Raw genomic sequence first — 26,070 nt, 5'->3', positions numbered from 1 at the left:
TTCGTATTTAAGGAAAGAGGCATGCTCTCAGGTCTGGATCATCTTGTGGTTACCGTGACCGATATGGGTCGCGCAGTGGATTTCTACTCTCGCGTATTGGGCCTGGACGTACGCTACCGGGACGCTCAGCGCGTCGATCTCCTGCTGGGCGATACCGCCCTGCGCCTGCACCAAACTGACACGGATATTGCGCCCATTTCCGCCACGCCGACGCCGGGCAGTCTGGATTTATGCCTGCGCTGCCAGCTACCGCTGGACGAGTTCAAGCAGCATCTGGATGCGTTGGCCATCGACGTCGAGCTTGGCCCCGTACCCCGCCAAGGGGCTAGCGGCCCCATTGAATCGCTCTACCTGCGCGACCCCGACGGCAACCTGCTGGAAATTTGTCGCCCGGCAGCGCGTTAGGCGCGACCACATCGTGGGCCGCCCGCGCGTGATAAGTCGCTGCGCCCACGCTATCATAGCGCGCAGCCGAAGTGTCCGCTGGATGCTGGAATAGAACCGATCGAAGAAGGAACGCCCATGCGCGATGACACCCCGCTAGAAGGCGAAGTGGTCGACCGCCACGCCTCACAGGAAGAATCCTCAGCGCCTTCCCCCTCCCCGGACACCACCATGGCCATGGTAATTTACGCACTGTACTTGGCCAGCTTCGTGGTTGGGTTTACCTCGCTGATCGGGGTCATCATTGCCTATGTGTACCGTGGCAAAGGGCCTCACTGGCTGGAAGAGCACTACCGCTACCAAATTCGCACGTTCTGGATGGGCTTGTTGTATGGCAGTATTGCCACCCTGCTCACGCTCGTGCTCATTGGTTTTCCCATGCTGTTGGCGCTGGCCGTCTGGTTCATCGTGCGCTGCGTGAAGGGCTTCAAAGGGCTGCAGGAAAAACGCGCGCCCTCCAATGTCGATAGCTGGCTACTGTAATCCATGACCGAACAGGCAACTCCCTCCGAGACGCGGGCTCGCGCCCGCGCCATCGTCCTGCTCTGGCGCGGACTGTCCCGCTGGCCGATACGCTGGCTATGGCGTATCGCGGCCATGGTCGGCCCCCAGGTATATCGCTTCAGCAAACGCGAGCGACGCGTCACCGACATCAACCTCGCAAAAGTCTATCCCGACACGCCTGTCAGTCAGCGGCGCGCTTTGGCAAAGCAGAGCCTACAGCACTCGACCGCAACGATGCTGGAGCTCGGCCACGCTTGGATGGCCCCGCCAGAGAAGGTAGAAGCCAGTATTTTAAGGGTACATGGGCGCGACAAGCTGGACAGCGCACGAGCAGAAGGGCGTGGTGTGATCGTGCTCGCCCCCCATTTTGGCAACTGGGAAGTGCTGAACTTTTGGCTCTCCAGCCACTTTCCGTTTACGGCCATGTACGAGCCCCCCAAAATCGCCGAGCTAGAGCCGATCATTCGCCATGGCCGCGAGCGCATGGGCGCCAAGCTCGTACCCACGAATCCACGGGGCGTGGCGGCGCTGCTCAAAGCGCTCAAGCGAAGTGAAGCGATTGGTATTTTGCCGGACCAAGAACCGGACTGGGGCAGCGGTATATTTGCCCCCTTTTATGGCCGCGATGCTTATACCGCCACGCTGTTACCCAAACTGGTGGCGCGCACCCAGGCGCGGGTAGTGACCGGTGTGGCCCTACGCATTCCAGGCAAAGGCTTCGAGATCCACTTTCTCGATGCCGACGAGCGGGTGTATAGCGAGGAAGACGCTGTTTCGGCCACCGGTGTGAATGCCAGCGTCGAGGCCTCGATTGCCCTCGACCCGGCCCAATATCAATGGGAGTACAAACGCTACCGTAAGGTGGTGGAAGAGCAGCAAGGGCTGCCAAACGCCAACGACTTCCGTCTCTATTAAGTGAGGATGGGCATGACCGAACGATACCTCCCCAAAGAGGATACGCGTCCGCCACAAATTATTTACGCACTCTATTTGGCAGGCCTGATCACGGCCAACATCACCCTGCTGATCGGCGTCATCATCGCCTATGTCTATCGAAAAGAAGCGGCGCCCTGGCTACAGGCGCACTACCGCTATTTGATCCGCACGTTCTGGATCGGCAGCCTCTACTTCATCGTCACGTTCACCTTGAGCCTGATCTTCATCGGCACGCTGCTCTGGCCACTACTCGTGGTCTGGCTAGGCGTGCGCTGCATCATCGGATGGGTAGCCGTGCGAAAAGGCGAGCCCCCAGCAAGGCCGGGTAGCTGGCTCTGGTAACGACGGCTCATTACTCGTCGCGGTGGCGAGCATAAACGTCATCCAGCCGCTCGATATCATCCTCGCCCAGGTAGCTGCCAGACTGCACTTCGATCAACTCCAGTGGAATTTTGCCTGGGTTCTCCAAGCGGTGCAGTGCGCCGATAGGAATATAGGTGGACTGGTTCTCGCTGACCAAGTACGTACGTTCATCCACGGTTACTTTGGCTGTGCCGCTGACCACCACCCAGTGTTCGGCACGGTGATGGTGGCGCTGCAGCGAGAGCCGCCCACCGGGGCGCACGGTAATGTGCTTCACCTGGTAGCGATCTCCATTATCCATGGCTTGAAAACTGCCCCAGGGGCGGTGCACTTGAGGCGATGTCTGCGGCTCGCTGCGCCCTGCTTGGGTCAGCGCTGCGACGAGCTGCTTGACGCCCTGCGCCTTGTCGCGATGGGCCACCAATACACTGTCAGAGGTTTCCACGACGATCAGGTCTTCCACGCCCAGCGTGGCGACCAAGCGGTGGTTTGCGACTACCAGCGAGCGACGTGTATCGCTCAGTACGCCATCACCGGTCACCACATTGTCTGCCGAATCAGGCGTATGCGTGGCCATCAGCGCATCGAAGCTGCCAATATCACTCCACTGAGCGTCCAAAGGCACCACGGCCGCCTGGGCACAGTGCTCCATGACCGCGTAATCGATCGATTCGCTTGGGCAACGCTGAAAGGCGTGTTCGTCCAAGCGTAAAAAATCGAGGTCGCTTTGAGTGCGCGCCACGGCTTCTTGGCAGGCTGACAACATATCGGGCGCAAGCCGCTCGAGCTCCGCCAAATAACGGGAGGCGCGCAGCAAGAACATACCGCTGTTCCACAGCGTATCTCCCTGGACCAGCAGCGCTTTGGCTTTCTCCAATACCGGTTTTTCAATAAACGCGGCCAAATGGTGGCCTTCGCCCAAAACGTCACCGCAAGCAATATAGCCATAGCCCGTTTCCGGATGCGTCGGCACCACGCCAAACGTCACTAAATAGCCCTGCTCCGCCAGCGGCTCGGCACGCTGCACGCTGTGCTTAAACGCGGCAACATCGCCTAGTACGTGGTCGGCGGGCAGTACTAATAGCAGCGGATCCTCGCCCGACTGGCGCGCCAGCAGAGCGGCGCAGGCAATGGCAGGAGCGGTATTGCGGCCCACAGGCTCTAGAACGATTTGCCCCTCATGCTGAATTTCACGCAGCTGTTCGGCCATCAAAAAACGGTGCGAGTGGTGGCCCATCAAGATCGGCGGCAGCGTGGACAAGCCCTCCAGACGCGTGAGCGTCTGTTGAAGCAGGCTCTGCTTGCCGGTCAAACGCAAAAACTGCTTGGGCATCTGCTCGCGGGAGAGCGGCCAAAGCCGGGTACCGCTTCCGCCACTCAAAATAACCGGTTGAATCATGGTGTCGTCCTTGCTGATGTTGCTGCGGGGCCAAAGTCCTGCTGTAGCCAGTGGCGAAGTTGGCTCATCCTCGGCGCCTCCTGCGGGTGCGCTAGGGGGGGCAGCATCCCCTCCACGAAGCCACGTCGTTTGAAAGGGTTCAGCAGTGCTGGATCGCCGCTGATGATATGTACCGGTACGGCAGCACTGGCTTCGTCGCCGGTAATCAACGGGGCGGGCTGATGGTCGCCCAGCACGATGAGCAGCGTCTGTTCATTGGCCACGCGCTCGGCCCAGCGTCCTGCCACGCTAACAGCGTAGTCCACCGACCACGCATAGTGGTCGCGAATGCGCTCCAAATCTCGCCAGATCACCTCGGGCGGATCACCCGCGTTCTCCCAAGGGGCATAGAGACTGCCATCGCCCACCAGCGACCAGTTTTCCAGCACGGGCAGAATGGGTGTCCAGGGAGCGTGACTCGAGATCAGTGCGATCTGGGCGAACAGCGGTGAGTTACCCAGCAGCTCGCGCTGAGTATAGTCCAGGGTAAATTGATCCGGCATGGTGACCCAGTTGAGCGGCGGCCCTTCGTAGGGCATGTCTTTTGCGGCGACGATTTGGTCGAAGCCGTAAGCACGCCCCTCTGGCCACGCCAGGGTGATCGCAGGCATCACGCTGAGCGTGCGCTGCCCGGAGGCACGAAAATCGTCGATCATCGTCGAGTGGCCGCTCTCTAGCATCAGTCGATACCAAAGCTGATTGTCTATCCAACGCCCGCTTAGCGTCGTCGCATGGGCAAGCCACGACTGTCCGCCGCGGATGGGCGATGCGACCAACCCCGATACCACGTGCAGGTCACGCTGGGATAGTCGTCGCTTGAGGTCTTCCATGGTGAGCAGCAGTGTGCGGTTATAGCGAGGGTCTTTCAGGGCAGACACACCATAAGACTCGATGAACGTCAGTAGTACGTTTCGCCCAGCCAAACCTGGCAGGACCTGCGCCGCTATCGGCGTCTCTTCCAACTGCGCGCTAAACGCTTGCCGAGCGCGGTGCGTATCGACCACCTGTTCCCACTGAAAACGGGCAGTGGCGACCATCGGCAGTGCGGCCTGGGGAACTAGGCGATAGTGATTTGCCTCTAACAGAGCCATACTCGAACTGACCACTAGCAACACGACGGCCGCGTTTCTCGCCCGACCACGGCGCGTGGGAGGGCGAGCAGGCAGTAGCAGGCGCAGCATGAGCCACAGCACGCCAATGAGCAGTACACCGCCTAGCAACATCAGGCAAATTGCCGCCAGTTGGCCTACATTACCCACTAGTAAATGGTAAATGGAGCGCACGAGCGGCACGTCCAGATAAAGGTTCAGCGAACGGCCAAACGCCGTATGCGTAGCGGCATCGCCAAGGTTGGTCGCCGTTGCCAATGCCAGGGCGCTCACGACACCGCTCCCCAACCAGCGCCGCCAGCGACCGGCCGGTAGCAGTAGCATGGCCGGGGCAATCACCCACGCTTCCCAGGCGATCAAGGGCGATAGCGTGCCAAAGCGCCACCACAGCGGAGCCACCAGCAGCACATTCAGCGCACAAGCCGTAATGAGGAGACGACGCATTCATTTCACCAGTAGCGTTGAGGAGAGCATCAGCGGTATAACCGATTGAAGGCCCTGGAGCCTTGAACCGTTAAACCACTATTTTTAACACAGCTTGCTAAGCGTATAGGTTTTGTTTAAACATTTCACACAATGACGTGTTGTCCACTCTATCAGGTCACGAAAGGAACTCGCCCATGGATTGTCGAACGGCTGCAAAATGGATCGTCTCACTGAGTTGGATGCTTGCCCTTCCCGCTGCCGCCAGCGAAGATCCCGTGTTTCAACAAGTCATAGAACGCGCCAAACAATTAGCTGCTGCCCCCTATACAGCTCCCGACGCCCAGTTGCCCGAAGCGCTACGATCACTTGACTACGATGGCTATCGACAAATTCGCTTCAACCCAGAGCGCGCCTACTGGCGCGAGGAAAGCCCCTTTAGCCTACAGCTCTTCCACAGCGGGTTTCTATTTCAAACGCCGGTGGCACTCAATCTGGTCGAAAACGGTGAGGTCGTCCCGCTCGACTTCACCACCGACGATTTTCGCTACGATGGCGACGCCAGCGACCTGCTGGAGCACGACCTGAGCGGCAGCGGACACGCCGGATTTCGTCTCCACTATCCGCTCAATAATCCCGACTATGCGGATGAATTCTCCGTCTTTCTCGGCGCCAGCTACTTTCGTCTGGTGGGCCAGCATCAAGCCTACGGGTTATCCACACGAGGGTTGGCGATCGACACCGCCTCGTCCCAGGGCGAAGAATTCCCTGCCTTTCGTGAGTTTTGGCTAGTCACGCCAGACAGCGACGCCGAGAGCATCACGCTCATGGCGCTGATGGATAGCCCGTCGCTCAGCGGTGCCTACCGATTCACGCTCACCCCTGGGGAGCACACAGAAGCCGACATAGAAGCCGAGATCTTTGCCCGGGAAGATATCGAAAAAGTCGGCATCGCCCCACTGACCAGTATGTTCACCTTTGGAGAAGCGAGCGCCCAGCGGCCGGATGACTTCCGCCCCCAGGTGCATGACTCCGATGGCCTCTTGATGCACACCGGCAGCGGCGAGTGGATCTGGCGGCCGCTGAGCAACCCCAGTGAGGTCCGTGTGTCGAGCTTCGTCGATGATGCACCACAAGGCTTTGGCCTGATGCAGCGCGAACGTCGCTTCGACCGCTACTTGGACCTGGAAGCCAACTACCATCGCCGCCCTAGCCAGTGGGTCGAGCCGCTGGAGGCATGGGGAAAAGGTCACGTGGAGCTGGTGGAAATACCCACCCCTGACGAAACCCACGACAACATCGTGGCTTACTGGGTCGCCGAAGATGCGCTCGACGCCGGTGACTCTCGGCGCCTGCACTACCGCACTTACACTTTGAACGAGCAGCCCGACGCCCACGCACTGGGAAAAGTGATACGCACTCGGCATGGCAGCGCCTCCGTACCGGGTGAAGCGGACTCCCCCTCCGCCGAGCAGCGCCAGTTCGTGGTCGATTTTAGCGGCGGCGCGTTAGAGACGTTAGCGGCCGATGCAGAGCTCTCACTGGATATCAGCGTGCGCGATGGCGAAGCGCTACTGCCCCAAATCAAAGTGCTCCCCCATCACGGCCGACGCGCCACGTTCAGGCTTCCACCCAGCCCCCAGCCGAGCGATATACGCTTGCGTTTGATGCGAGACGGTGAGCCCGTCACCGAAACCTGGAACTACGTGTGGTATCCCAATGCGTAATCCACCTTCGTTAATGCCGTCCATACCGTGGCTCAACGCTCGGCGCGCACTGCTAGCCACGCTGGTCATTGGTACCAGCCTGCTGGGCTGCGCCGCCATGGTGCAAGTAGTGACCAACCTCGCGCTGGGCTGGCAAATCGCCATGCTGACGCTATTTGGCCTCACCTTCAGCTGGATTGCGCTGGCTTTTTGGGGGGCCATTTGCGGTTTTGTGATCTGTGCGCTGCGTCTCGACCCGCTTAGCCTCAAACCCTTGACGGCAGAGCGACCGACCGCCAGTCGCTTGGTCAGCCGGACGGCGCTGGTCATGCCGATTTACGCCGAGCCGCCCATCCCCACCATTGCCGGATTGGAGGCTACCTGCCGCTCACTGCTTCAACAGCCAAGCACACAGGGCGAGGACACCGCCCGCGTCATCGGTCAGCACTTCGAAGTGTTCATCCTCAGCGATACCCAAGACCCGACCCAAGCCGACGAAGAAGCCGCCCACGTGGCTGCGCTTCAGCAACGTATGGCTGGCCAGATGGCAGTGCACTACCGCCGTCGTCCCAATAACCATGAGCGCAAAGCAGGCAATATTGCCGACTTCTGTCGTCGCTGGGGCCGCCGCTACGACTACATGATCGTCCTGGATGCCGACAGCCTGATGAGCGGCGATACGCTGCTGCACATGGTGCACCAAATGCAGCGCTACCCCACCGTGGGCCTGATTCAAACCGTGCCCATTCCCGTTGGCCAGCGCACGCTGTTTGGCCGTTTTACCCAGCTCGCCTCGGCGCTGTACAGCCCGATGCTGGCAGCGGGCCAGAGTTTTTGGCAGGGCGACGCCGCCAACTATTGGGGGCACAATGCGATCATTCGCACCCGCGCCTTCATGGCCCACGCAGGGTTGCCAACGCTCTCCGGCAAACCGCCGCTAGGGGGCGAGCTGTTGAGCCACGATTTTGTGGAAGCGGCTCTGTTGAGACGTGGCGGCTGGCAGGTGCTACTGGATACGTCGGCAACGGCAGCGCTGTCCCGGCGCGACCCCCACGCCAGCGCCTCGCGCAACAGTTTCGAAGCCATGCCCAGCAACCTACTCGACTTCGCCAAGCGCGACCGCCGCTGGCTCCAGGGCAATCTTCAGCACCTGCGCCTGTTGACGGGCGCGGGCTTTCACGTCATCAGTCGCCTGCATTTCTTTTTTGGCGCGTTTGCTTACTTGTCGTCGCTGGTCTGGCTGGGGCTGCTGGTGTGTACCAGCCTGATGGTGGGCTACCACGCCATCGATGGGGCGACCGAGCCGGTCTTGCCCAAGGTGCTCTCGCTGTGGCTATTGAGCACCACGCTCGGCATGCTGATGGCCCCCAAACTACTCGGCCTACTGCTGTCCTTCTGCCAGTGCCCCCACGCCTTTGGCGGGCGCTTCAAATTGGTGGTCAGCACGCTGCTCGAAATCGTATTTGCCGCGCTCATTGCGCCGCTGATGATGGCGTGGCACAGCCTATTCATCATCAATGTGTTGATTGGTCGTGCCATTGACTGGCAAACCCAACATCGCGGCGAGCGCTCGTTGAGCTGGCGTGAAACCTGGCGGCATACCGGATGGATGACGCTATGCGGTGCGCTATGGGCGGGCGTGATGGTGCTGTTTTCACCCTCGGCGTTCGGCTGGTTGACCCCTGCTTGGCTCGGGCTCGTGGCCGCCGCACCGTTGGTAAAGTACTCCAGTAGCGGTACCTGGGGGGGCGTGGTGAGCCATCGGCTAGGGTTGCTGCATACGCCTAGCATTAGCCTGAAACCGGCGCTCCTCAAAGATTTTGCCGATCTGACGGCACGCAGCCCTGCAGCGCTGAACATGGACGGCGACCTCACGCTGAATATCCCCCCCAGTGAGCTGTATGGCGACATGCCTTGCCAACTCTTAAGACCCGGAAAGTCGTCACAAACGTCGACCGTTTCACGCGCGAAGGAACCCCATTAAATGCCCTCTACGCTTCAGCAACTTCGCAGCGCCAGCGGCTTGGCCCGTTCCCTGTTCATCTATTGGCGGCCTGGGCGGCAACGCAGTTTGAAGCGGCTCTACCAGCCCTTTCTAGTGCCCGGCGATATCGCTTTCGATATTGGCGCCCACCTAGGCGACCGCAGCGCCGCGTTTCAAGCGCTGGGTGCCCAGGTCATCGCCTTGGAGCCCCAGCCAGCGCTGGCCAAATGGTTTCAACGGCTGCTAAAAAGCCCACACATTACACTGCTGCCGCTGGCGGTTGGCCCCACTCCAGGTCATGCGGAGATTGCCATTAGCGTCGGTAACCCTACTCTTTCGACGCTTGCCACCGAGTGGCGCCGCCACGTGGGCAAGCGCAACGCTGGCTTTCAACGGGTGCGCTGGGAAGAGGCGCTACAGGTCGAGATGACCACCTTGGATGCCTTGATCGAACGTTTCGGCGAACCCCGCTTTATCAAAATCGACGTAGAGGGGTTCGAGGCGGAGGTGTTGCAAGGTCTTTCCTGCCCGGTAGCCGCTTTATCGATGGAGTTCGTGGCAGGCATGCTGGATGTCACTCACGCCTGCCTGGCAGAGGTCAACCGGCTAGGCGACTACCGTTTCAATGCCATCGCTGGCGAGCAACGCCAGTTCCGCTTTGCTACTTGGTTAACTCCGGAGGAGATGGCCTCTTGGTTAGCCGAAGGCGCTGATCAGCTCGCCTCAGGCGATATCTACGCCTGTCGCAGCGATCACCCGCTGCTCACCTCCTAACACACTGCGCCCCAGCGCTTCTCCCCAACGACACAAACGCTAACGAGACGCTATGGTTTATCATTGGCAACACTTGACCGCCCCTCAACTGAACGCCCTTGCTCAGCACGACCCGGTCGCGGTCATTACCTTAGGTGCCATCGAGCAGCACGGCACCCACCTACCCCTGGGCACCGACCTCATCATTGGTGAAGGGCTGCAGGCCGACATGCTGGTACAACTCGAGCGTCTGGCGAAGGATGTCGAGGTGCTGTGTCTACCCGCCATCGCGGTAGGGGCCAGCGACGAGCATGCAAGCTTCGCAGGCACATTGAGCCTGCCCGCACCGCTGGCCATTGCCACGCTGGAAGCGTACGGCGAGAGCATTGCCCGTACAGGCATTCGTAAGCTCGTGCTGATCAATAGTCACGGCGGGAATAAAGCGGTGATGGATCTAGCCGCGCTCACGCTTCGGCGGCGCTGTCACATGCGCGTAGTCAAAGCGACCTATACACGATTGCCGCCTTTAGAGGGCGCCATGAATGCCGATGAGCTACGTTATGGACTGCATGGCGGGCTGCTGGAGACGGCGATGATGCAGCACTTAGCACCGCAACTCGTCACTCTCGATGACTATACGCCTGCTGCTCCAGCCATGCCTGCGGAAGGCGTGCTGGTCAGCCCCGAGGGTAGCGCTGCCTTTGCTTGGTTAGGGGAAGATTTGAGTGAACATGGCGTGGCCGGAGATGCCAGCCACGCTAACGCCGCACTGGGTGAACGGCTCGTCCACCACTATGCCTACCAGCTTGCTCAAGTCATTGTGGAAACCGCTCGACTACCGCCACTGGGAGCGCCAGCGGCGGGCAAGCGTTAACGGCTGCGACTCTCGAGCACCTCATCCAAAAAGTGACCCGCTCGGCTGGCTTTGGCACTTAGGTAGCGGTGGTTGTGATCCGTTACGCTGCCATATAGTGCTTGGCGGGACACCACTTCGATACCGCCCTCTTTCAGGGCTGACATTTTCAGCGGATTGTTGGTGAGTAGCTGCACTTGATCGATACTCAACGCGTTCAGCATATCCACCGCCACGGCGTACTGGCGCTCGTCGTCGCCAAAGCCCAGCACTTGATCGGCATCGACGGTGTCCAGTCCGCTATCTTGCAGCGTGTAGGCGCGCAGCTTGTTCGCCAAGCCGATCCCGCGCCCCTCTTGGGCCAAGTAGAGCAGCACACCGCCCCCCATGGCCTGAATATCCGCCACGGCGTTGCGCAACTGCTCACCGCAGTCGCAGCGCAGACTGCCAAACAAATCACCGGTCAAACACGCCGAATGCATACGCAGCGGTACCGGACCCTGCACATCATCGAGCTGGCCGATGACCACGGCCACATGCTCACGCAAACCATCCGGTTCACGGAACAGCACGAAGCGACTATTGGGGGCATCTTCCAACGGAATATTGGCTTCGCTCACCCGCTTTAGCATACCCGGCGCACCCGCCAAACACTTATGCGCCTCGTCGGCGTTGACCTCCAGTAGCCGCCCTTGGGCAATATGTTTGTCAATGTCGTGGCGAGCATCCTCACTCACCAGAGCGGTTAACGCGGCAGGGATCAGCAGTGCTCGGCGCATGAGGGCCACTGCCCCGCGCTCGGCGACGCCAGCGGGTTTCAAGCCGCTCAACAGCGCACTGGGCTTTTTGCCAGCGTCAGCCACGGCCAGTTGATGCAGCTCGCGCTCGCCAATGTGTTCTGCCAACGGCAGGCAGGCGGCCTCTGCACTCAGCGACATGCCCATGGCCTCCAAACGATGCCGCGTGAGCACCAGCGCAGGGCGCGCACCCGCCAGCTGGGCCAGGGTATCCACCGAACGGCTACCCTCTAGCGCTTGGACCAGAAGGCGCTGCTCACCGCTGCTGATCACGACCGGTAAACCGCGACGAATATCGAAAATGGCGCGTTCAATTTGATACATGTAGGCCTCCAGGTTGCCTAATGGTATGGGCAAAGGTTGCTTGCGTTGGGCAACATGGCCCCGCATGATCTGAGGTTATTTTCAGTGTGGAGGCGTCATGCCCGACTCCAGTAGTACATCCCATTCGATCGATCTCGATACCGCTTGGCAGTGGCTGCTCGCCCAAAGCGACGGCACCTCTATCAAGGCGGATCTTTCGGTCACCCGCGACGGCGCGTGGCAGTCGCCGCACGCCGTCACGCCCCAAGCCCAGACAGCCTTGGACTGCCTGACGCCGCTGGCGTTGCAACCCCGCTGGGTCGTCGCCCAGCTGGGGCAGAGTTTGGATGGGCGAATTGCCACGGAAAGCGGCCACTCCCATTACATCAACGGCCATGAAAGCATCGTGCATTTGCATCGGCTGCGCGCGCTGGCCGATGCGGTCGTGGTCGGTGCAGGTACTGCAGCGGCCGACAACCCCCAGCTCACCGTTCGCCATGTCACTGGCCGCCACCCGACGCGAGTCGTCCTCGACCCTCGTGGTCGCGTGCCCGGTCATCTTGCGCTGTTTCGCAGCAGCGAGGTCAAGACCTTGCACATTACTGGGCCAGACGTGACGACGGCGCCCAGCCACGCGGAGCACTGCGTGCTGGCCTTGAATGCCCACGGCCAGTTCGACCCAGCGAAGGTCATCACGCTGCTGGCGGAACGCGGGCTCACACGTGTGCTGGTAGAAGGCGGCGGTGTCACCATTTCCCAATTCATCGAGGCATACTGCGTTGATCGACTGCATCTGATGGTAGCCCCGCTGCTGATCGGCTCCGGCAGGCCCGGCCTGCAAATGACGCCCATCGAGACGCTGGAGAGCGCGCTGCGCCCCACGATGCGCTCGTTCCGGTGTGGCGACGACACGCTGTTCGACGTGATGCTGCGCGACGTCTAGCCCACCTGCAGCGGTCGGGCCAAAGGGCGTGGAATCTGTCGATGTAGAACCTGTAGAAGGGGTGGCGCGACCACGTTTAGCCAACGCCACCCATATGCCCGGCAGACTAGAGAGCAGCACCAGGACACCGTAGGCCAACGAGATCGCAACCCCTTGCGCGGCTGGCAACCCCACCAAGACCCAAATAGCGGCAGCCGCGCCTTCCCGCAGGCCCCAGCCCGCAATTGATAAGGGGACTAACATGGCCAGCAGCAATACGGGGGTCAGCGCCAATAGGTCGAACACGGGCATCTCGCTACCCATGGCTCGGGCGGCGCACACCATCACCCCGCCATAGCTGAGCACGATGGCCAGCGAAGAGGCCAACTGCAGCGGCCATGCCCGACGCGCCAGCAGTCCACGGCGCACATCCCGTCCCAGCGCGATGCACCACTGAGGCAGTGCAGGCCCTTTCGGGCTGCGACACCAAACGCCCAGAGCGATCGCAGCCAAGAGCAGTGCCGCCACACCGACGACCAGCCCGAACAGCAGCGGGCCACCCAGCGCGGCGTGCCACAGCGGCGAGGCCGTCAGTGCCACCAGGGTCAGCACCACCACGGCCATTTGCCCCGAGGCCCGCTCGATGACTACCGCTCGCCAGGCGCTTCCCTTGGAGGCAGCTTGTCGAGCATGACGATGGGCGCGTCCCGCATCGCCCAATACGCCCCCCGGAAGCAGTTGATTGACCAACAGCGCCAAGTAATACTCGCGCAGGGCATAACGAAATCGCAGCGGCACATCTACCCGACCAGCAGTGAACTGCCAACGCCAAGCGCTGAGCATCACCTGCAGCACACTGATGGCTAACGCCGCCAGCACCCATTCGGGCGCGAAGCGTTTCACCTCGGCCAGAATGGCGGCAGGCTCTACCCACAGGGCCACCGCCGCCAATAGCGCCGCGCTGACGATGCCGCGCTGCACCCATGGCCGACGTAACCAGTGCCCGCTCATGGCTAACCCTTCACCGCGGGCAGCGCCAACAGGTCACGGTGGCCCACCCATACCCCTATTTGGCCGCGCTCCACGGCATCCAGGCGTGCGGTACGCCACTCGGCAATCCGCATGGCGGCGTCGGGGGCCTGCTCGGTGGCGGCTTCCGCCCAGCCGTTGATCAGCGAACTGACGAGCGGCTGATACGCGTGGCTACCCGCGGCAAGCCGCCAGGGCGTGGAGGCTTCCTCTACGTCATAACCCTGCGCCGCCAGGGCGTGGTAAAGCGCCCGGTGGGCCTCGCCGCCCAGCGCCTCACCTAGCCCTTTATCTCGCTGTTGATGCGCGTTGAATAGCCCCAATACAAAGCGATCTTCCGGGTCGTCGATGGGCTGCTGATCCCTATCCGTAAAGCACCATTCGCCGGTCACGCTCAAGCTCACCAGCAGCGCCTGCCGATGCGCAGCACACTGTTGGGCCAGCATGTCGATCCATGGCTGAGACACCAAATCGATGAGCGCTGACGCACTGACGACATCCGCCGCTTGCAAGGCGGGATGCTCGAGAGTCGCGAGTGAAGTGCAGTGTGTTTCCACTTGTAGCGGTTGGCCTGTGGCATCGTGCAACGGCATGGCCCGGCGACGCGCCTCGCGCAATAGGGCATCGTCATGGTCGAACAGCGCCCAGCGCTGCGCACCGCTCAACCGAGGCGCAAGAAACTGTACATTGCTGCCCCGCCCACAGCCTAAGTCCGCCAGCGTCACAGGCGCTTCGCAAGTCGCGAGCCACGCATCGAGCCGACTGACCAACGCCTCGCTACGGGCGTGACCATCGACCGCTTCGCGCAGCGTCAGCCAGCTAGCAGCAAACTGACTACCCGCCGTGAGTTCAGCCGTTCCTTCGTCCTTCAATGCCTTGACAAACTCATCGCCCGCCGCCTGCCAATCGTTAAGCTCTCCCCGCGCCAGCGCAACGCCCGCTCGCAGCTCGGTTCGCAGCGCTTCGTTGGAACAGAAATTATCGATGGCGGCACCGAGCGCGTCGGCATCGCCCGGCGCCACGCTAATACCCGCGCCTTCTGGCAAGGTATCGCGCAGGGCACCACCGGTCGTGGTAATCACCGGCAGGCCATGGGCCAACGCCTCGGTGACCACCATGCCGTAACCTTCGTACCAAGAAGGCAGCACCAGTGCATGGGCGTGTTGGTAAGCCGCCTCGAGGGTGTCGGCGTCACACTCACCGTGTAGGGTGATGCGTTCGGCAAGGCGATGCTCATCGATGAGCTGCTGCACGCTGGCGCTAAATGCCGTATCACGGACACCGCCGTAGCAGTCACACTGCCACTGCTCGCTAGCCACTCGCGCCAGCGCCTTGACCAATACATCCTGCCCCTTGCGCGGCGTCAGCGTGGCCACGCACAAAAGGCGGATGGTGTCACCCGCCGCAGGTGCGGGGCTGACCGGCGCATGGGCAACTCCCGGCTCCACGACAGTAATCGGCGCGGTAATCGGCAGGGAGTAATCGCTCGCGAGTTCGCTCAAACGGCGGGCAGTAAAGCGGCTGGTGACGATGATCCGTGCGACTTCGGCAAGCCCGGTGAGTTCGCTGCGGTGAAGTTGCTGCTGCTCTTCACTGGAGAGCCCCTGCTCATCTCCCAGCGGATGATGCAAAAGCGACGTGATATCCAACCGATCCGTATGGCGCGCCACCACGTCAGGCAGTGCGCCCATGGCTAGACCGTCGATAATGACTCGCTCGCCATCGGCCAACGTATCCAACGCGCTGGCAAGCGCACGTTTGGCCGTGTCATCGGCTTGAGTAAAGCGCCCCTCCAGACCGACCACATCCACCGACAGCCCCTGCTCGCGCAGCGCGTCAACGATGTGTGCATCGTAGATATAACCGCCGGTGCGCTGGTTGGGATCCCCCGCCACCAGTAACGTCAATCGCTGGTTCATAGCGCTCCTTCGTAACTGGCCCAGGCCACATGGGATTCATGCAGTTTGATTTCCATTTGGGTCAGGCCTTTGGCCGTTTCTCCCATACGGCCCGCCTTGATGGCCGCGGCGAGCTGGTCGAAGATCACTTTCGCCATGAACTCCGTGGTGGTGTTCTGGCCGGACAACTCACTGACCTCATCGAGGTTGCGATAGTTGTAGCCCGCCAACACTTCTTTGACGGTTTCGCTGGCTAGACCGATGTCGATCACCAAGCCATCCTGATCCAGCTCTGGGCGCTGAAACACGACGTCTACCACGTAAGTAGCCCCGTGGGTGCGCTGGGCCGGGCCAAAGATCTCGCCTTTGAAACTGTGGGCAATCATGAAGTGATCGCGAACGCATAAACGGTACATGGCAACTCCCGTAAGCAAATAACGGTTGAAAGATTAGGGGTAGCGAATTCGGTGACAGAGCGCCGTGCTCTGTGGACTAAACAGCGCCGGGGCTCGTTCGGGGAAATCGGCAAAATCGCACTCACTGCTGATCAACGCCTCAAGGGCAGGGTCGGCCAGCAGGCGAAGCGCCACGTTCAAGCGACGGCGATAGTTCCAGCGCGGCTGGAGTTTGGCTGGCAATTGACCCACTTGGCTGGCACGCAGTGTCAATCGCTGGGAGTGGAACGCCCCGCCAAGGGGCAGCGACACCTCTCCTTGACCAAACCAGCTCATCTCGATGACACGGCCTTCATTGCCGACGAGCGACATGGCCAAACGCAGGCCGTCGGGATGACCGCTGGCATGAATCACACAGTCTTGATCGTTCGAGGCTTGCTCAGGCAGGGCAAACGGTACATCGAGGGCTTGGGCCAAGGTTTCACGCTCGGGATTGATATCGACCAGCGTGACCTCGACCCCCGCCATGCGCGCGCACAAATACGCCACCAGCGCGCCCACGACACCCGCCCCCACCACACAAACACGCTCGCCCAGCATGGGGTTGGCATCCCATACGCCGTTGAGCGCGGTTTCCATGTTGGCAGTGAGCACCGCGCGCTGCGCGGGCACGTTATCGGGCACGGGCACTGCCATATCGGCAGGCACCACATAATGATCCTGGTGGGGATGTAGGCAAAACACGATTTTATCGACAAGCGCGTCAGGCCCATGGGTGACCCGGCCGACGCTGCAATAACCGTATTTCACCGGAGTGGGAAACTCTCCAGCTTGAAAAGGAGCGCGCATGCGCTGGGTTTCGCTGTCCGGCACGCGTGCGTGAAACACCAGTGATTCCGTGCCACGGCTAACGCCGCTGTACAGGGCACGAACGTGCACCTCTGCTTCACCTAACGTGGGCAGCGGTTCCTGCTGCAGTTGGCCCTGGCCTGGGTGTGTTACCCAAAAAGCCATGGCCGTCTTAGGCGCCGACATGACATTTCCTTATCGTTGAAGCGCTGTTTCCATCCGTTGATCTTAACGTGACTAAGATATGGCGACTTTTCAATGGCTCACCTATAGCTTAGCGTAGAAAAGCAATCGGTCTATTAACGCTTGCCAACCTTCAACATTGTTTAATGAGGGAACTTTTGGGGATGCTGACTACCATACACCCTATACAATAATGGTACATAGATAAATTATTGCATCATTAATTTCAACTGCGGTCGACGATACCGCTACGTGAGCCACCATGCCGCCTGTGTCTAACTCCTCCCCATTTCCCCTGCCCAAGCGACTGTGCAGCAGCATCGAACTGCTGGTAGGCGCGCTACTATTGGCAGGTCTTGGGACGCTGCTCGCGCCCCTCATGCCCGGCGCAGCCAACTGGTGGGTGGCCATCGCCTTTTATGGCCTGATCAGCGGCTTGGTCTTGGTGTTTTGGCCTCATGGCCCGCTGGGTTGGGCCAACCGGGTGACACTGGGGCGCGCGGTGCTGGTCGCTCTGGTGGCGGGCGCGCTGGTGAATGACGCCTTTATCGACGCCATTTGGCTATGGCTGGGCGTCTCGGTCATCGCACTATTACTGGACGGCGTGGATGGCTGGATCGCCCGCCGCACTCGCTGCCACTCATCTTTTGGGGCACGCTTCGATATGGAACTGGATGCCCTGCTGATCATGCTGCTGTGTGTTGGCTTGATCATGGAAGAGGGGCTGGGGCTGTGGGTGCTGCTGATTGGCGGCATGCGTTATTTATTCGTGGCCGCTAGCCTTCCCTTCCCTTGGCTGGAAGCACCGCTCAATGACAGCTACCGCCGCAAAGCCGTGTGCGTCTGGCAGGTCGTGGCGATGCTGCTGGCGCTAACGCCGCTGACCTCACCGCTGTTAGCGGGACTGCTGGCGTTCAGCGCGTTGGTGACGTTGATTTACTCTTTTGGCGTGGATATTAAGTGGCTTTACCAACACCGCTAAACGAATTCATCATTACATGGTGTGTTTAAAAAAGAAGTTACCTGATGCCTTTAAAGCAGCCATTTCTTACATCTTAACCACGGGCCCAAAGTATCAAAAAAGGCAAAAAAATCAGCTAGTAGACACATTTTTAGCCAAGGCAATACTTGTTCGCCATCATCAACTTTATTTTTTATGGACTTTGTGGTCATCAACAAAAAAACTGATAATATTTCGTGCTATTCGATTCTTTCTTTTGTCACTCAAGTAAGCATTTCACACAACGCTTTTACTTCAAGAGTCTGCCCACCATGACACCCGTTGCCCTCCTTTTTCTTGCGGTTTCCATGTCGGCGGATGCGTTCGCAGCCTCCATCAGTAAAGGCGCGGAACTGAGCAAACCCCGCTTCCATCACGCCATCGGCATTGGCTTGGTGTTTGGCATCATCGAAGCGATGACACCGGTGCTTGGCTGGGTAGCGGGTAAGGCGTCTCAACAGTACGTGGAAGCCTGGGATCACTGGGTCGCGTTTACGCTGCTGACCGTCATTGGCCTGCATATGATTCATGAAGGTCTCAAGAAAGAAGACAAGGTAGCGCACCGCAAGCAAACGCTGTGGCTGCTGATACTGACGGCTACCGCCACCAGCCTAGACGCCATGGCGGTAGGTGCCAGCTTGGCATTCATCGATGTGAACATTATCACCACCAGCCTCGCCATTGGCCTTGCCACCACTGTGATGGCCTCCATGGGAACGCTGCTTGGTCACTCATTGGGCAAGTACGTTGGCCACTGGGCCGAACTGATAGGCGGGGTCGTGCTGATGGGGATTGGCGTCATGGTGGTGGTAGAGCATACGGGAGTTTTATAACCAACGGCCCCTCCCCACTCGATAACGGCGGATAGGTTCACTCGATAGTAGCGTCGCTCAAAGATGAATGGTTACAAAAACGGGTGGCTGTTCGGCCACCCGTGGTTCGTTATTCGTCTGCTAAAGTGGCTTGCACCACTTCCCCTAGCGAGGCAATGGCTGCATTGCGCTCTTCAAACGAGGCCTCGGTGTCGGTGATATAAAATACCGCCACCGTGGGTGGTTGCTCTGGAGGCCAAATAATCGCGGTAATCGAGCGGGAGCCATAACCACCTGCGCCAGTTCGGTCTGCGATCACCCAATCAAACGGCATGGCGGCACGGAAGAGGCCATCCGCAACGGCATTGCCTTTCATCCATGCTTCTAACTGCTGCCGAGAATCATCCGCTAGGACATCGCCAAGCACCAGTTTTTCTAACGTGGCCAGCATAGCGTTGGGCGTGGTGGTGTCGCGCTCGTCCCCCGGAGTGGCTTCGTTCAGCTCGGTTTCATAGCGGTCTAACCGAGTGATAGGATCGTCCATACTACGTGCGAAGGCCGTGACCGCCTCCGGCCCGCCTAGCGCCTGTAACACGAGGTTAGCAGCGGTATTATCGCTGGTCGTCATGGTGGCATCGCACAGCTCGAACAGCGTCATCGGCTGATGGCCCGCATACTGCTCAGTCACCGGGGAGTACGTCACTAGGTCAGATTCCTCAAAACTCACCTCGGTCTCCAGCGCTAACTGCCCTTCATCTACCTGCTCCAGTAGCGCGCCGCAGGCCAGGGTTTTGAACGTACTGGACATCGCAAAGCGCTCATCGGCATTCACTTCCCAACGCTGGCCCGTGGCTAGGTTGTGCGCGGCAAAGCCAATACGCGCGTCCAGCGCCTGTTCGATACGCGCTAGCTCGGCGGTCATGGGGTCGTCTTGCGCCATCGCATGAGATGACGCGAACAGCACGCATGCCGATAGGGCTGCACGCAACCAACGTGGTTGGCGATGATTCATGGTTAATTTTCCTGGTCCTTAAGAGGGTCATAGATACCCTGCGTTGGCGTGGTCAGCCCCGGCAACAAGCGGAGCCATCATAGTATACGGGCAGTGGTGAGGGCCTTGGCTGCATGGCTAATGCTGGCCCCATTGGCCACTGCGCTTCATGGCACCCCACTGATGCTTTCGGCGCGAAAACCACTGCCATAAGCCACGGCAGCGCCATAACGTATTCAACTGGCGATAGCCGAAATTCTCAAGCACCGCGACACAAAACAGCCGCCACATATCTCGACGTCGGGCATATACCCGAAACGAGAGTGTTTCGAGCAATAGGCCATTCACTGACAGCAGAATGCCCATGCCTATGGCCACTAGCATGAAAACCGTCAGCGCCAGAGGCGAAATCACACCCAGGCTAAAACCAACGATCATGAATAGATAGCCGCCTAGTTCGATGAGAGGCCCTAGCCATTCGAATAATGCCATGAAAGGCCAGGCAAGCCTCCCCGGCGCGCCGCCCCTGGGCATAATTGCCAGCTTGGCATGCCTTGACAAACTTTCTGCCAAACCACGCTGCCAACGGCTGCGCTGCTTACCAAGCGTCGTCATATCTTCGGGGGCTTCGGTCCAGCAAATGGGGTCGGGTAGATAGTGAATACGATAGGGCAAGCGCTTTTCCCGGTGATAGCGATGTAACCGAACCACCAACTCCATGTCCTCGCCGACCGTCGTCGTGCTGTAGCCTCCTACCTCCATGACCCGCTCACGGTTGAACAAACCAAATGCCCCGGAAATGATCAGTACGGCGTTCATGGGCGACCAACCCAAGCGACCAAACAGGAAGGCGCGTAAATATTCCACGATTTGAAAACGCGCCAACAGGCTGTTGGGTATCCCCGCTTCCAAAAGATACCCGCCTTGTACCCTGGAGCCATTGGCAATGCGCACCGTACCACCAGCCGCCACCGTTCGCTCATCTTCCAGAAAAGGCTGAACCACACGTAACAGGCTGTCGCGCTGCAAAATGGAGTCTGCATCTACAGCGCAAAAAAGCGTATGTCGACACGCATTGATACCGGCATTGAGCGCATCCGCTTTACCACCGTTGGCTTTATCGATCACTTTTAAATGGTCATGTCGGCGCGAGCGGTACACACCCAATACGTCCTGATGGGGCACACTGCGACGCAATGGCTCGGGATACTCTTCCAGCTCGAAGGCGTCTTTCAACACCGCCAGGGTATTGTCCTTGGAACCGTCATTAATCACGACGATCTCGAACTCGGGATACTGAAGCTGCATCAAGGAAAGTATCGATGTTCGGATCGTTGCCTCTTCATTGAACGCAGGCACCAGAATGGAAACCGCAGGTTCCACCCCAAGGTAAGGAACGGTTTCCCCCAGCTCGCCCCGCTGGCGCATATAGCGGCGAAGGCTGATCATCGACAGGACATTGAGCGCCAAATAGCCACCGTTCAGCAAAACGAAATAGCCAATAAAGCCCACTTGCCCCCACCAGACCCAATCCACCTCTGTCACTGTTTGCCAAACATCCATTAGCGCTTCTCCGCAATGGCACGGCGCAAGGCATCTCGGCCATAGCGATCCTGAAGGCTGTCAAGTAACGCCTCCAAGTGGGCTGTTTCAAGGGTAGGCAAGTCAACTAGCGCATCGGCAGCCGCTTGCCTTACCCACCAACTTGGATCACTTAACATTCGGGTAAATTGTTTTTCATCCCCACGGCTGGACTGGTGTTTGAGGGCCAGCACCGCTTCGCTACGCACCTGGGGAAAAGGATGGTCAAACGCCTTCTCAATCAGTTCGCGATCTTGCTCGCTGTGTAGCTCTGCCAAACAGCGCAACGATGCACAAACGGCATCGCGCTGTTCGCGCGTCAACTCTGCCGAGGCCGGTAACTTACGTAAGCTTTGCCTAGCCCACGGCGCTGCCTCAATGGGCGTAATCCATTCGATCAAGGCCACGATGCGCGGGTGCGATGACTGTTTCAATGCAGCCAGTAGCGCGGGGCCTGCAGCCTCCCGCCCCGCCTGCTTACAAAGGGATTTAAATCGCAGGTACGCCCAGTCGTTTCGCTGAATGTAAAAAGGCACCAAAAAACGCATGGCGCGAGGAGGATTCATGGCCACCAGCGCATCTGCTGCGGCAAGGCTTTCCACCGGATTGGAGGAAGACACTAGCGGCGCAACGTCACCCCAGTGGCGCTCTTCGCCCAAATGCCGTAAACATGCCAAGGCCAACAGCTTACGGTGTGACTGCCGGGTATTTAGCAACGAGGTGACATAAGCATCCATTGCCAAGTGGTCGAAAAAAGCATTGAGATATTCTTTAGCGTTGCCACGCACCTGACGCTGCAAGTTAGCCCACATCAGCAGTAGCCAGAGCCGCTCTTCATGACGGCGACGCCCGAGGGGTGGTAATGCGGCGCGCTCGTTCAAGCTCCATGCCGTCAACAGCGGCCGCCAACGAACGCTGAAAGCGGCGCGTCGTCGTTCACGACGAGCGGCAAGCTCAGCCAATACCAGCACGTTCAGCATGACCACCAGTGTCAACGCCGCCAGCGCCATAGCGCTGTAAACCGCAAGGCGCAAAGCAGGATCACTGGGAAGAACGGTCAGTTGCCGCAGCGCTTCGACAACCAGCCTGCCCAGTGCGACAACGTCAGAAGGCACGACGGATGCCAACCTGGATGCCATAACGGTTATAAATTTCCCCCTGGCTTAGCCAGCCCACATCCCAGGAAACCGCCCAATCCTCATCCAGCCAATGACGGCCTCTCAGACCCGCACCAGAAACGGAGCTCGTGAAGACACTGCCCTCGGGTAGCGCTTCCTCTTCACGCCCCAGGTTACCCCGCAGGCCAACGAAACTTCTATCGCTGTAGTAGTAGTCTAATGCGACAGCATGCCCAACCGGCGTGCCAGCGCCCGCTACATCGCTCACATTTAGCGTATAGGCACCTCGCCAACTCCCCCAGTACCGCTCTCCCCCTAGCGCCAAACGATCCACCTGCGAATCTGTGTACTGGGTGCGGCGAACGCTAGCATTGGCAACCCAACCGGCTGTCAACGCGCGTTGTATGCGCAAGTCGGCGTACCAGCTGGGGAGAAAGTCGCCATCAAACGATTTGGCAACCTCTGGTTGGATCACCCAATGTTCACCGATAGGAAGGGCAGCCCCCGCTTCCACCCCTTCTTCCCAGCGACCATAACGCCGCTCTCGCAGTACTGCGCCGTACCAGGTCGCCCCTTGAACCGTGCGCGTTTGAGCGTCGAGCCGTTGGGCCTGCCAGGCAGAGAAACCATTATCTAGGTGTTCGTAGCGCTGCGAAATTTCCAGCTCGGTACGCCGCTCACTCGCCTCGGCAAAGGGCATGGAGGCAAGCACTATCCCCACCGCCATCACTGCCATACACGAGTTGCCTGACCAACGACGCTGGCCACGCCAGCGGGAAATGAGTGCCATCGATCTTCCTCTTCAGCGTTTACGCAAAAAGCGACGTAACCGTGCTAACAACTCATCCGGTTGGAAGGGCTTCGTCACATAGTCATCCGCACCCACTTCCAGAGCGCGCACGATATCTGCCTCCCGCGACTTCGCGGTCAGCATGATGACCGGCACATCTTCCCATTCTGGCTGCGCACGAAGCCGAGCGAGAATTTCCAAGCCATCATGATAAGGCAGCATGATATCCAGCAGTACCAAGTCAGGTACCTTGTCACTGTTGGCGCTTTGTTCAATACGCGCCATGGCCTGTCTACCGTCCTCGGCACGCTCGACGTTATAGCCACTTCGTTCCAGCAAAAAGCGCAGCAGAAACGCTACATCCTCTTCATCTTCAATCAGCCAAACAGTCAATGCCGCCGGTAACATAAGATGTCCTTAACATGATGAACACATCATTGCACTGATCCATCAGGGTAGCTTTGCAACCCTGGGTAAGCGAACCCAGAAACAGCAGCCCTCCGTTGGTACGGAGTGAAAACCGATGCTGCCCCCCATTTCTTCCACCAGGGACTTGGTGATGGCCAAGCCAAGCCCCGTCCCACCAGTACGTCGTCGGTCTGTCCCGTCCGCTTGAGCAAAACGCTCGAACACGCGCGGCTGAAACGACAACGGTATTCCGTTTCCGTGATCGCACACATGGATTTCAAGCCACTGGCTATCGATTGCCCCTGCGCTTACCGCAACGTGTTCGCCGGGATCAGAGTGCTTGCAAGCGTTCGAGATCAAATTCGCCATGATTTGAGCAAACCGTTCCGGGTCGATGTTCACATAGTCATGCTCATCGAGCGGTTGCATGGCTGGCCGGTGTGGTGCGTGATCGTGTGTGGTAATCGTTTGAAATCCTAGCGAGACTGAAAAACTCTCTGCATAGGGCTGATTCAGCGTTACCGCTTGTTCCACCAAGGGAAGCAACGGCAGGCGTTGCCGCTGGAACGTGAGCTGTCCGCTTTCGAGCTTCTCGATATCAAGAATATCATCGATCAAACTTTTCAATCGCTTGCCGTTATCGTTCGATAACACGACCAAGCGCTGCGCATCCGCACTCAACGTGCCACCGACACCGCTTTGCAGCATGCTCAATGCTCCTAGAATCACCGTCAAAGGCGTGCGCAATTCATGGCTCACCGTGGAGATGAAGGTTTTCTGCATGGTCATGACCCGCTGACGCTGACGCCACTGATTGATTACCGACAAACTTGTGACCAGCAGCAGCGCTGCAATCACCGCTGCCCCGCCCCCCCACACCCAACGGGATTGCCGGGCTTGACGAGTGGCCTGCAGAGTTTGGGCACTCAAACGCTCGCGTTCATTTTGCTCTAACGCATTTAAATGCCCACGTAACCGATCCATCGTTTGACGTCCACCAGCCGCCAACAGTCTTAGCGCGGCGGCTTCCAGGCCATCCGTATCACGCACGGAGATATTGGATTCTGCTATCTGCATACGCCGCTCGACCAAGGACGACAACACCTCTTCCGATAACAGATCATCGGCGCCAGTAGGCAATGAAATACGCCTCAACTGCTCTTGTTGATGTGCTAAGCGGGCACGCGCCTGCTGATAGGGAAGCAGGTAGGCTGGTTGACCAGTGATCACATAACCCCGCTCCCCCGTCTCCAGATCCAGTAGCGTTGATTTGAACGCCTGTATGAGAGCGATACTCTCCAAATGCCGGTTTACGGCAGCATTGGCATCCAGCAGTGCTTCCTGAACGCGAATTCCCTGCCATACCATGGCGGCTAACATGAAAGCGACTAGGGCAAGAGCACACCACTGCAAACGACGCAGTATCGGCGGGGTGAGTTTTTTAATCAATGGAACACCAAACCTATAACAATGATTGATTCATCTATAGCAGGTTAGACGCCATTTATCATTTAACTCTATGAGTTAATAGAGAATACCCAGCGATATATTGCGGCTTTCAAAAAAACTCTCAGCGTGTCGCACTATGCCGAGGTGCGTCTGAAACGCATGAGAAGCTCTGGCTCTCCCGTGTGCTCATCCAACTGCTCGCCCATGGGCACAAAACCCCGCGCTTCATAAAAACGGACGCTAGAAACATTCTGGGCATACACCGTTAGTTGCAGCCACTCCCTGCGGCGCTTGGCATCTTCCAGCAGCGCACTACCTAAGCCGTGGCCCTGCTGGTTGGGTTGCACAAAAATGGCGGCCAGCGTGTTTTCATAAAGGCTGTAAAAGCCCACCACCTGGCCCAATGCTTCAGCCACATAGGTTTCAGAAGCAGGAAGATACACATCTCGCATCGCCCCCTGCTTCGATTCCCAAAAGCGGGGCGCGATAAAATCATGCGCTTGAACCGACGCCGATAGCCAAACGGAGAGCACGGCCTCCATATCCTCTGCCTGAAAGGGGCGTATGTGATAGTTGGTTGAGATTGCGTTCATGCTCACACCTGCTGCAGTGCGCTGTTCAGCGCTTGTAGGCTCTCAGGGGAGGTATCAAAGCGCTGGCAGTGGGTTGCCTCCTGCTCCCAGGCGGCAGCCGAAGCCATATGAAGATGGACGGCAACCCGGGCAGTGGTCTCATCTTCTAATAACCCTGCTGGCACCCACATCCAGTCGCTACCGCGCAGTTGGTTGGGTACCGGGCTGCCGCATGTCGCGCAAAAATCACTTCGGTAGCCGCTTTCACGCTGATAAGAACGGATACTCCCCTGCCCCGACAGCCACTGGAACTGCTCACCCTGCACAAAGGTGGCTGCATTGGCAGCCGCGCCGGTGGCCTTGCGGCATAACGAACAGTGGCATTGGTAAAAGTTCGGTAGCTCACCGTCGATCGTGAACGCCACCTCCCCACACAGGCACTCGCCCTTCATTTCCTTCT

General features: G+C 59.1%; 25 protein-coding genes and 1 pseudogene. 11 read left to right on the top strand and 15 right to left on the bottom strand.

Annotation, left to right across the window (positions count from 1 at the left end; genetic code table 11):
• Positions 1–21 precede the first annotated feature (21 nt).
• From FRH_RS10655 to FRH_RS10640, 4 genes are all read left to right on the top strand, one after another.
• Positions 22–405: a VOC family protein gene (locus FRH_RS10655; protein ID WP_153842282.1), complete on the top strand. Its 384-nt coding sequence runs from the start codon at positions 22–24 to the stop codon at positions 403–405.
• A gap of 117 nt (positions 406–522) precedes the next feature.
• Positions 523–927, top strand: coding sequence for a DUF4870 domain-containing protein (locus FRH_RS10650; RefSeq protein WP_153842281.1), 405 nt, complete (start codon positions 523–525; stop codon positions 925–927).
• 3 nt (positions 928–930) lie between these two features.
• Positions 931–1,863, top strand: coding sequence for a lipid A biosynthesis acyltransferase (locus FRH_RS10645; protein WP_153842280.1), 933 nt, complete (start codon positions 931–933; stop codon positions 1,861–1,863).
• Between the two features lie 12 nt (positions 1,864–1,875).
• Positions 1,876–2,226 carry a DUF4870 domain-containing protein gene (locus tag FRH_RS10640; protein WP_139525324.1) on the top strand — a complete coding sequence of 117 codons (351 nt, stop codon included), beginning with the start codon at positions 1,876–1,878 and terminating at the stop codon, positions 2,224–2,226.
• Between the two features lie 10 nt (positions 2,227–2,236).
• Here the strand turns inward: FRH_RS10640 and FRH_RS10635 are convergent, their stop codons facing one another.
• Both FRH_RS10635 and FRH_RS10630 read right to left on the bottom strand, forming a co-directional pair.
• The gene (locus FRH_RS10635) at positions 2,237–3,646 is read right to left on the bottom strand and encodes a mannose-1-phosphate guanylyltransferase/mannose-6-phosphate isomerase (RefSeq protein WP_281996865.1); all 1,410 of its coding nucleotides are present in this window, start codon (positions 3,644–3,646) and stop codon (positions 2,237–2,239) included.
• Positions 3,643–5,238, bottom strand: coding sequence for an alkaline phosphatase (locus FRH_RS10630; protein WP_281996864.1), 1,596 nt, complete (start codon positions 5,236–5,238; stop codon positions 3,643–3,645). Before FRH_RS10630 ends, FRH_RS10635 begins: the two co-directional genes overlap by 4 nt.
• 176 nt (positions 5,239–5,414) lie before the next feature.
• Between FRH_RS10630 and FRH_RS10625 the strand changes: the two genes are divergently transcribed.
• Genes FRH_RS10625 through FRH_RS10610 form a run of 4 tightly spaced genes read left to right on the top strand, consistent with a single transcriptional unit; the run spans position 5,415 to position 10,534 of the window.
• Positions 5,415–6,944, top strand: a complete 1,530-nt coding sequence (locus FRH_RS10625; RefSeq protein ID WP_281996863.1) for a glucan biosynthesis protein G — start codon at positions 5,415–5,417, stop codon at positions 6,942–6,944.
• A complete protein-coding gene (mdoH, locus tag FRH_RS10620; protein ID WP_281996862.1) occupies positions 6,937–8,907 on the top strand; it encodes a glucans biosynthesis glucosyltransferase MdoH in 1,971 nt (656 codons plus the stop codon). Before FRH_RS10625 ends, mdoH begins: the two co-directional genes overlap by 8 nt.
• Entirely contained in the window at positions 8,908–9,681 is a 774-nt protein-coding gene (locus FRH_RS10615) for an FkbM family methyltransferase (RefSeq protein ID WP_281996861.1), read from the top strand.
• Positions 9,682–9,733: 52 nt separating this feature from the next.
• Complete coding sequence (locus FRH_RS10610; RefSeq protein WP_281996860.1) at positions 9,734–10,534, top strand: creatininase family protein; 801 nt, start codon at positions 9,734–9,736, stop codon at positions 10,532–10,534.
• Here FRH_RS10610 and ribA read toward each other — a convergent pair.
• Positions 10,531–11,634, bottom strand: a complete 1,104-nt coding sequence (gene ribA, locus FRH_RS10605; protein WP_281996859.1) for a GTP cyclohydrolase II RibA — start codon at positions 11,632–11,634, stop codon at positions 10,531–10,533. The two genes, FRH_RS10610 and ribA, sit on opposite strands and share 4 nt — an antisense overlap.
• A 97-nt stretch (positions 11,635–11,731) precedes the next feature.
• On the opposite strand from ribA, the gene FRH_RS10600 reads away from it, so the two are divergent.
• A complete protein-coding gene (locus tag FRH_RS10600) occupies positions 11,732–12,556 on the top strand; it encodes a RibD family protein (RefSeq protein ID WP_153842457.1) in 825 nt (274 codons plus the stop codon).
• 123 nt (positions 12,557–12,679) lie between these two features.
• On the opposite strand, the pseudogene FRH_RS10595 reads toward FRH_RS10600, so the two are convergent.
• The 4 genes and pseudogenes from FRH_RS10595 to FRH_RS10580 form a co-directional block, all read right to left on the bottom strand.
• Positions 12,680–13,546 (bottom strand): annotated as a pseudogene (locus FRH_RS10595) (lysylphosphatidylglycerol synthase transmembrane domain-containing protein); the annotation flags it as partial.
• A gap of 2 nt (positions 13,547–13,548) precedes the next feature.
• The gene (locus FRH_RS10590; protein WP_281996858.1) at positions 13,549–15,483 is read right to left on the bottom strand and encodes a glycosyltransferase; all 1,935 of its coding nucleotides are present in this window, start codon (positions 15,481–15,483) and stop codon (positions 13,549–13,551) included.
• Complete coding sequence (locus FRH_RS10585; protein WP_139525315.1) at positions 15,480–15,878, bottom strand: 6-carboxytetrahydropterin synthase; 399 nt, start codon at positions 15,876–15,878, stop codon at positions 15,480–15,482. Before FRH_RS10585 ends, FRH_RS10590 begins: the two co-directional genes overlap by 4 nt.
• A gap of 33 nt (positions 15,879–15,911) precedes the next feature.
• Positions 15,912–16,892 carry a zinc-binding alcohol dehydrogenase gene (locus FRH_RS10580; protein ID WP_281996857.1) on the bottom strand — a complete coding sequence of 327 codons (981 nt, stop codon included), beginning with the start codon at positions 16,890–16,892 and terminating at the stop codon, positions 15,912–15,914.
• Positions 16,893–17,151: 259 nt separating this feature from the next.
• Here FRH_RS10580 and FRH_RS10575 point away from each other — a divergent pair, with 259 nt between their 5' ends.
• Positions 17,152–17,871: a CDP-alcohol phosphatidyltransferase family protein gene (locus tag FRH_RS10575; RefSeq protein WP_139525313.1), complete on the top strand. Its 720-nt coding sequence runs from the start codon at positions 17,152–17,154 to the stop codon at positions 17,869–17,871.
• A gap of 290 nt (positions 17,872–18,161) precedes the next feature.
• On the top strand, positions 18,162–18,722 hold the full coding sequence (locus FRH_RS10570) for a manganese efflux pump MntP family protein (protein ID WP_281996856.1): 561 nt from the start codon (positions 18,162–18,164) through the stop codon (positions 18,720–18,722).
• Between the two features lie 109 nt (positions 18,723–18,831).
• On the opposite strand, the gene bla is transcribed toward FRH_RS10570, so the two are convergent.
• The 8 genes from bla to FRH_RS10530 form a co-directional block, all read right to left on the bottom strand.
• Entirely contained in the window at positions 18,832–19,713 is an 882-nt protein-coding gene (gene bla / locus FRH_RS10565) for a class A beta-lactamase (RefSeq protein WP_281996855.1), read from the bottom strand.
• Positions 19,714–19,830: 117 nt separating this feature from the next.
• Positions 19,831–21,255 carry a glycosyltransferase family 2 protein gene (locus FRH_RS10560; RefSeq protein ID WP_281996854.1) on the bottom strand — a complete coding sequence of 475 codons (1,425 nt, stop codon included), beginning with the start codon at positions 21,253–21,255 and terminating at the stop codon, positions 19,831–19,833.
• Positions 21,255–22,388, bottom strand: a complete 1,134-nt coding sequence (locus FRH_RS10555) for a HEAT repeat domain-containing protein (protein WP_281996853.1) — start codon at positions 22,386–22,388, stop codon at positions 21,255–21,257. Before FRH_RS10555 ends, FRH_RS10560 begins: the two co-directional genes overlap by 1 nt.
• Positions 22,378–23,181, bottom strand: coding sequence for a YaiO family outer membrane beta-barrel protein (locus FRH_RS10550; RefSeq protein ID WP_219863091.1), 804 nt, complete (start codon positions 23,179–23,181; stop codon positions 22,378–22,380). The genes FRH_RS10555 and FRH_RS10550 overlap by 11 nt, the downstream gene beginning before the upstream one ends.
• Positions 23,182–23,193: 12 nt before the next feature.
• Positions 23,194–23,589 carry a response regulator gene (locus tag FRH_RS10545; protein ID WP_219863089.1) on the bottom strand — a complete coding sequence of 132 codons (396 nt, stop codon included), beginning with the start codon at positions 23,587–23,589 and terminating at the stop codon, positions 23,194–23,196.
• Positions 23,590–23,631: 42 nt separating this feature from the next.
• Positions 23,632–25,038 (bottom strand): ATP-binding protein, encoded by a 1,407-nt coding sequence (locus tag FRH_RS10540; protein ID WP_281996852.1) that lies wholly within the window; start codon positions 25,036–25,038, stop codon positions 23,632–23,634.
• 134 nt (positions 25,039–25,172) lie between these two features.
• Positions 25,173–25,631, bottom strand: a complete 459-nt coding sequence (locus tag FRH_RS10535) for an N-acetyltransferase (protein ID WP_281996851.1) — start codon at positions 25,629–25,631, stop codon at positions 25,173–25,175.
• Positions 25,632–25,633: 2 nt separating this feature from the next.
• Entirely contained in the window at positions 25,634–26,062 is a 429-nt protein-coding gene (locus tag FRH_RS10530; RefSeq protein ID WP_281996850.1) for a GFA family protein, read from the bottom strand.
• Between the last annotated feature and the right edge of the window lie 8 nt (positions 26,063–26,070).

Origin of the sequence: Halomonas sp. A020 (assembly GCF_027943625.1) — a bacterium.
Taxonomy (GTDB): Bacteria; Pseudomonadota; Gammaproteobacteria; order Pseudomonadales; family Halomonadaceae; genus Vreelandella; species Vreelandella piezotolerans.
Note: the sequence above shows the minus strand (reverse complement) of the source record. Positions and strands in the feature narration are given on the sequence as shown.

What these genes read in the sequence shown, in the direction of transcription:
- ribA (WP_281996859.1), bottom strand. Translation starts at nt 11,634, where the DNA reads ATGTATCAAATTGAACGCGCCATTTTCGATATTCGTCGCGGTTTACCG.
- bla (WP_281996855.1), bottom strand. Translation starts at nt 19,713, where the DNA reads ATGAATCATCGCCAACCACGTTGGTTGCGTGCAGCCCTATCGGCATGC.
- FRH_RS10615 (WP_281996861.1), top strand. Translation starts at nt 8,908, where the DNA reads ATGCCCTCTACGCTTCAGCAACTTCGCAGCGCCAGCGGCTTGGCCCGT.
- FRH_RS10635 (WP_281996865.1), bottom strand. Translation starts at nt 3,646, where the DNA reads ATGATTCAACCGGTTATTTTGAGTGGCGGAAGCGGTACCCGGCTTTGG.
- FRH_RS10655 (WP_153842282.1), top strand. Translation starts at nt 22, where the DNA reads ATGCTCTCAGGTCTGGATCATCTTGTGGTTACCGTGACCGATATGGGT.
- mdoH (WP_281996862.1), top strand. Translation starts at nt 6,937, where the DNA reads ATGCGTAATCCACCTTCGTTAATGCCGTCCATACCGTGGCTCAACGCT.
- FRH_RS10530 (WP_281996850.1), bottom strand. Translation starts at nt 26,062, where the DNA reads ATGAAGGGCGAGTGCCTGTGTGGGGAGGTGGCGTTCACGATCGACGGT.
- FRH_RS10630 (WP_281996864.1), bottom strand. Translation starts at nt 5,238, where the DNA reads ATGCGTCGTCTCCTCATTACGGCTTGTGCGCTGAATGTGCTGCTGGTG.
- FRH_RS10550 (WP_219863091.1), bottom strand. Translation starts at nt 23,181, where the DNA reads ATGGCACTCATTTCCCGCTGGCGTGGCCAGCGTCGTTGGTCAGGCAAC.
- FRH_RS10625 (WP_281996863.1), top strand. Translation starts at nt 5,415, where the DNA reads ATGGATTGTCGAACGGCTGCAAAATGGATCGTCTCACTGAGTTGGATG.
- FRH_RS10600 (WP_153842457.1), top strand. Translation starts at nt 11,732, where the DNA reads ATGCCCGACTCCAGTAGTACATCCCATTCGATCGATCTCGATACCGCT.
- FRH_RS10570 (WP_281996856.1), top strand. Translation starts at nt 18,162, where the DNA reads ATGACACCCGTTGCCCTCCTTTTTCTTGCGGTTTCCATGTCGGCGGAT.
- FRH_RS10640 (WP_139525324.1), top strand. Translation starts at nt 1,876, where the DNA reads ATGACCGAACGATACCTCCCCAAAGAGGATACGCGTCCGCCACAAATT.
- FRH_RS10575 (WP_139525313.1), top strand. Translation starts at nt 17,152, where the DNA reads ATGCCGCCTGTGTCTAACTCCTCCCCATTTCCCCTGCCCAAGCGACTG.
- FRH_RS10545 (WP_219863089.1), bottom strand. Translation starts at nt 23,589, where the DNA reads ATGTTACCGGCGGCATTGACTGTTTGGCTGATTGAAGATGAAGAGGAT.
- FRH_RS10645 (WP_153842280.1), top strand. Translation starts at nt 931, where the DNA reads ATGACCGAACAGGCAACTCCCTCCGAGACGCGGGCTCGCGCCCGCGCC.
- FRH_RS10535 (WP_281996851.1), bottom strand. Translation starts at nt 25,631, where the DNA reads ATGAACGCAATCTCAACCAACTATCACATACGCCCCTTTCAGGCAGAG.
- FRH_RS10580 (WP_281996857.1), bottom strand. Translation starts at nt 16,892, where the DNA reads ATGTCGGCGCCTAAGACGGCCATGGCTTTTTGGGTAACACACCCAGGC.
- FRH_RS10585 (WP_139525315.1), bottom strand. Translation starts at nt 15,878, where the DNA reads ATGTACCGTTTATGCGTTCGCGATCACTTCATGATTGCCCACAGTTTC.
- FRH_RS10650 (WP_153842281.1), top strand. Translation starts at nt 523, where the DNA reads ATGCGCGATGACACCCCGCTAGAAGGCGAAGTGGTCGACCGCCACGCC.
- FRH_RS10590 (WP_281996858.1), bottom strand. Translation starts at nt 15,483, where the DNA reads ATGAACCAGCGATTGACGTTACTGGTGGCGGGGGATCCCAACCAGCGC.
- FRH_RS10610 (WP_281996860.1), top strand. Translation starts at nt 9,734, where the DNA reads ATGGTTTATCATTGGCAACACTTGACCGCCCCTCAACTGAACGCCCTT.
- FRH_RS10560 (WP_281996854.1), bottom strand. Translation starts at nt 21,255, where the DNA reads ATGGATGTTTGGCAAACAGTGACAGAGGTGGATTGGGTCTGGTGGGGG.